Origin of the sequence: Psychrobacter sp. AOP5-GZ1-6, assembly GCF_052376345.1 — a bacterium.
GTDB lineage: Bacteria > Pseudomonadota > Gammaproteobacteria > Pseudomonadales > Moraxellaceae > Psychrobacter.
This window is the reverse complement of the sequence record NZ_JBQSVP010000189.1, coordinates 1-4,488: the sequence shown is the minus strand read 5'-3', so window position 1 is coordinate 4,488 and position 4,488 is coordinate 1. Positions and strand designations below refer to the sequence as shown.

Annotated in this window: 4 protein-coding genes; 3 read left to right on the top strand and 1 reads right to left on the bottom strand. The window is 39.8% G+C overall.

Going from position 1 to position 4,488, the window contains the following annotated elements; translation table 11 throughout:
• Positions 1 to 129 precede the first annotated feature (129 nt).
• Positions 130 to 1,020, top strand: a complete 891-nt coding sequence (locus ACT3RN_RS14655; protein WP_444518759.1) for a hypothetical protein — start codon at positions 130 to 132, stop codon at positions 1,018 to 1,020.
• A 609-nt stretch (positions 1,021 to 1,629) separates the two neighbouring features.
• On the top strand, positions 1,630 to 2,787 hold the full coding sequence (locus ACT3RN_RS14650) for a protein rep (RefSeq protein WP_444518758.1): 1,158 nt from the start codon (positions 1,630 to 1,632) through the stop codon (positions 2,785 to 2,787).
• 2 nt (positions 2,788 to 2,789) lie between these two features.
• Here ACT3RN_RS14650 and ACT3RN_RS14645 read toward each other — a convergent pair whose 3' ends face one another.
• Positions 2,790 to 3,071, bottom strand: a complete 282-nt coding sequence (locus ACT3RN_RS14645; RefSeq protein WP_444518757.1) for a hypothetical protein — start codon at positions 3,069 to 3,071, stop codon at positions 2,790 to 2,792.
• Positions 3,072 to 3,294: 223 nt separating this feature from the next.
• On the opposite strand from ACT3RN_RS14645, the gene mobQ reads away from it, so the two are divergent.
• On the top strand, positions 3,295 to 4,425 hold the full coding sequence (gene mobQ, locus ACT3RN_RS14640) for a MobQ family relaxase (RefSeq protein WP_444518756.1): 1,131 nt from the start codon (positions 3,295 to 3,297) through the stop codon (positions 4,423 to 4,425).
• The last annotated feature ends 63 nt before the right edge of the window (positions 4,426 to 4,488 follow it).

Below are 4,488 nucleotides of genomic sequence, written 5' to 3'. Positions count from 1 at the left end.
AAATGTAATATTACATTTTTATGTAATAATTACACATTACATATTACACTAAGTTACATTACACTTTACACATTACACAATATTATTGATATAATAGATTTATACAAAACAAAGCAAAGGATTATTACAATGTCAGCTACTACTATCAACGTATCAAAAGACGCTCAAGACGCCATTTTACAAGCGATTGAAACAGTTTATGCACGTACTCAACGAAAGCCGAAATACAGTGAGATACAAGAAATCTATCAAACATCAAACTCGTACATTAAGCCCGTATTAGCCGCTTGGCTTGATAGTAATAGTGAGCAGTTACAGCAGTCGAAATCTGATGAAAAGCCTGCTGCTGTTGAGCTTGATGCTAATTCAGTCAAAGCTATTACAGATGTTTTGAGCGTTGAAGTCGCAAAAGCTCAAGCAGTAGCTGATGCTAAGCTCGATGATGAGCGCAAAGCGATGTACGAGATACGCGATGAAGCGTTGGCAGAGCTTGATGCTCAAATGAATATTGCTGATGATCGTTTTGCGACGATTGAGCAATTGAACGAAAAGCTTGAAGCAGAAAAACAGCAAGTTTCTATCTATAAAGCGCAAAGTGAGAAATGGAAAGAGCAATTTGTTGATGCAGAGTCAAAAATTAAGCATTTAAATGATGATATTAGTCGCTTAGAGAGTCGTAATAGTATATTAGATGCAGAGATTGCAGATACTCGCTCAAAGCTCACTACGAGCCACACAGAAGCTACTAGAGCTAATATGTTGTTGGAAGAAATGACAGCACGTAATCAGCGCTTGGTTACTGAATACGAGAACTCTCAAGCGAGCCATCTCAAAGCGTTAGCGCAGAAAGATGAACAGATTGCGACTGTTACAGCGCAATTCAATACGACTAGTAATGATGCGCTAGCAGACAAGCAAGCACTAGCCACCGTGAAAGGTGAGAAAGAATATCTAGCTAAGCAAGTCGCTGATTTGACTGAGCAGCTGAAAAAATCGACTGCTATGCCGAAAAGCAATTGAACTCGATAGGTCACCGTACCCCATAGCTAACAAAAAATGAGAATTGGCGCGGGGTCAAGTTGGAGATTTTCAGCGTCTTTTTGCTGAAAATTCTATCTTGACGCTGTGACAGTTCTCATTAGGAATATTGCTAGGGGTAGGGTGACAATGAAAATATGGGCGACTCACACGCCACTCAGCGATAAGTCATAGCATCGCATCATAAGCATGGCTATTCTGCTTTTTTGTTCCTGCTTTGCGATAACCAAAAATCAGAAGCCAGGCTAATGATGCAAAACCATAACTTCCTGCTTGTGTCGTTGTCGCGTTCTAAGAGCATGAAAAGAAAAATAGGGCAATAGCACCTATTTTTTTTTGGCGTTGATTAAGAGCGATTTTGGACTACAAATAGGGGTGAATTTGGCGGGTTTTTTCTTCTATTTATACTATAGGTATAACTAGCGGATTGAAAACTTGTTTGAAATCCGCTGTTATACCTTAGCCCGTAAGGGCTTAGCGTGAAATTGGGCTGTATAAGGATGTAGAAACGCTTTGTTGACAGACATAAAAAAACCTTGTAGATTTGAAAGTGTCTAAGTTCTCAAATAATACAAGGCTCTTGCCAATATAATGCCAAAAACCGTCCATTTCGTCAATGTTTATTCGCTATTTAATTTAAAGTCGCAAGATAAACTAAGACCGCATCCGATACCTGTACCAGCATATCAAAAATGGTACAACGAAAGTCTGACACAGAAATCAGAACCTACACCGCCACCGATCACCAATATTTTTGAGTATCTACATCAAGAACCGCCCACAGAAAACATAGAAATAGCCCTTGCTGACGTTTCTTCTAAAGATAGTGTGTGGGATGACCATCGCTATGATACTGAGCAAGTGGGTGATATTTACGGCTACAATGCAGAGTTTGAGCGATACGCTGAAAGAATGGGCGATTGCAGCACATTTTTAGCCTATGGTTTTAGTGATGATGATTTGAAATTGAAGAATGCAAATTTTTGTCGTGTTCGTCATTGCCCCGTCTGTCAGTGGCGGCGGTCATTATTTTGGAAATCTAACATGTATTCTGTCTATGATGACATACAAGAAAAATATCCGACGCACCGCTGGTTGTTTTTGACGTTGACAGTTAAAAATTGCGATGTAACAGATTTGCGCGCTACTTTGAAGCATATGAACGAATCGTGGCAACGACTTATTAAACGCGCCCCATTTATGCGTGGTGTTGTCGGTTGGATACGCACGACAGAAATCACTAAAGGTAAGGACGGCCCGACTATGGCGCATCCACATTTTCACGTTATGCTCTTGGTCAAGCCGTCATATTTTAGCCATAACTATATTAAACAAACGCAATGGGGCGAGATGTGGCAAAGCGTTTTGCGTGTTGATTATATGCCTGTCGTGAACATCAAAGCAGTCAAAGCGAACAAGAAAATAGGGCAGTCAAAAGAGGATGCTATTAAAGGCGCAATCATGGAAACTCTCAAATATTCTGTTAAGCCCTCAGACATGATCGGAGAGGGTACAGCAAAAGATAACGCATGGTTTTATGAGTTGACCAGACAAGTATTCAAGTTGCGTTTTATTGCTAGCGGAGGTGTTCTAAAAGATGCTTTCAAACCATCTGATGAAATTACTAATGATGAACTAATCACTGCTGATGAGTCAGATGATGAGCACGAAAAAGACGACAGACGTTTAGTTTTTACATATAAAAAGCCTAAGCATAAATATATGTATTCACCCCATTTTAATATTTAATACTATTTTTTCAGTCGTTCGATATTGGATTTTAGCTCAAGAATTATGTCATCAAGTCGCTTTATGTCAGTTTCTCGTGTGACTTCTTGTTTTATGAATGCTAATAGCAAATTAGATAATCCAGCATCTTTCCGAGCTATTGATAAAATCATTCCGCCAATGATTATTTTTTGCCCATTTTGCAAACTTTTGGCTTTGGTGTCTGCTCTAGCAAGTCTATCTTGTTCTCGTGCTTTGAGCTGTTCTGCTGTTGGTTTTGGCTTTTTTGGTTTTGGTTCTTTCATGTTTTGAGCCTTAAATTTTCTGCTGATTTGCTTTTGTGATTGCTAAAGAATATCATGAATATAACCCCAAACAATTTTGTTTTTGCTTTGATGTTTGCGTCCCACTGACAAGTGCGAACTTAGGAGTCCAAAATAAAAATCGCTATCGCTTGTTTTATTTCGGACTCCTGTTCGTCCTGCGGAGCTAAAAACCAAACGCTAAAAACATTCACGGATAATCAAAATGACGATTTACCATCTAAGCGTAAAACCAGTGCAAAGGAGCAAGGGCAGAAGTTCGGTTGCTGCTGCTGCGTATCGGGCAGGTTGTGAAATTTATGATGAGCGAACTGGACTCACTCATAACTATACTAAAAAAATGGGCGTTGAATATACAGAAATAATTGTGCCATTTGGGGTAAATGCACCGAGCCGATCCGAGCTTTGGAATATGGCAGAAAAAGCAGAAAATCGAAAAGATGGTTGCACCGCGAGAGAGTACGAAATTAATTTACCTTACCAACTATCAGACCAACAGCGCATAGAATTAGCGCAGGATTTTTCTAACAAGCTCGCAGAAATTCATGGTATAGCAGTCGATTTATGTTTGCACAAACCAACCCCTAAAGAAATTGAAAACGGCTCTGATCCGCGCAATTATCATGCTCATATTTTAACAACGACTCGCAAAATCACTAACAACGGATTGACAGATAAAGCAGATATTGAAAAAGCTGGACGCAAGCGGAAAGAGGATTTATTAGCGACTCGAAAGCTGTGGGCTGATGTGGCAAATGAGCATTTGAAACGTGCTGGACTTGATGAGCAAATTGACCATAGGTCGCTAAAAGAGCAAGGTAAAAAAGAGCTACCGACTATCAAATTGGGTAAGACAGCATCAACGATGGAACGGCAAGGTGAGTATACGCGCAAGGGCGAAATCAATACGCTCATTAAAAATTATAATAATATGCTTAGGCTATCAGCTGTTTTTAAAGTTGATACTGAAGAAGTCGAAGAAAGACGCAATGAGCTAGCAGCTACTTTTATCAGTGTTAATAATGATAATTATGATAAGCGACAATTGCAGATAATTAGTGATTGGGCTGATGCTAATCAGTTGACTCGTGATAGTTGCAAAGATGAGCGAGCGTATCAAAGAGCTGTGCTAGAATTTTTTAAAAACGGGTCTTTAAAAGATAATAGTGGAGTAGTCGGAGTGCTATTATATCCCGATGCTGAACGCCAACATTTCGAGGAACACCACATGAAAGAGATTGAGCCATTATCTGTAGTGCAATCAGCCGCGCAGCCACCAAGACCACCAAGACCACCAAGCCCACCAACACCGCCAAGACCACCGCGACCACGCTAATAAGTTTAAATTATAGCCACTCAATTGAGTGGTTTTTTTACGTCTGTAATATGTAATAGTGTA

Excerpts from the sequence above, each read along its gene's own strand:
- mobQ (WP_444518756.1), top strand. The coding sequence starts at position 3,295 with ATGACGATTTACCATCTAAGCGTAAAACCAGTGCAAAGGAGCAAGGGC.
- ACT3RN_RS14650 (WP_444518758.1), top strand. The coding sequence starts at position 1,630 with ATGCCAAAAACCGTCCATTTCGTCAATGTTTATTCGCTATTTAATTTA.
- ACT3RN_RS14655 (WP_444518759.1), top strand. The coding sequence starts at position 130 with ATGTCAGCTACTACTATCAACGTATCAAAAGACGCTCAAGACGCCATT.
- ACT3RN_RS14645 (WP_444518757.1), bottom strand. The coding sequence starts at position 3,071 with ATGAAAGAACCAAAACCAAAAAAGCCAAAACCAACAGCAGAACAGCTC.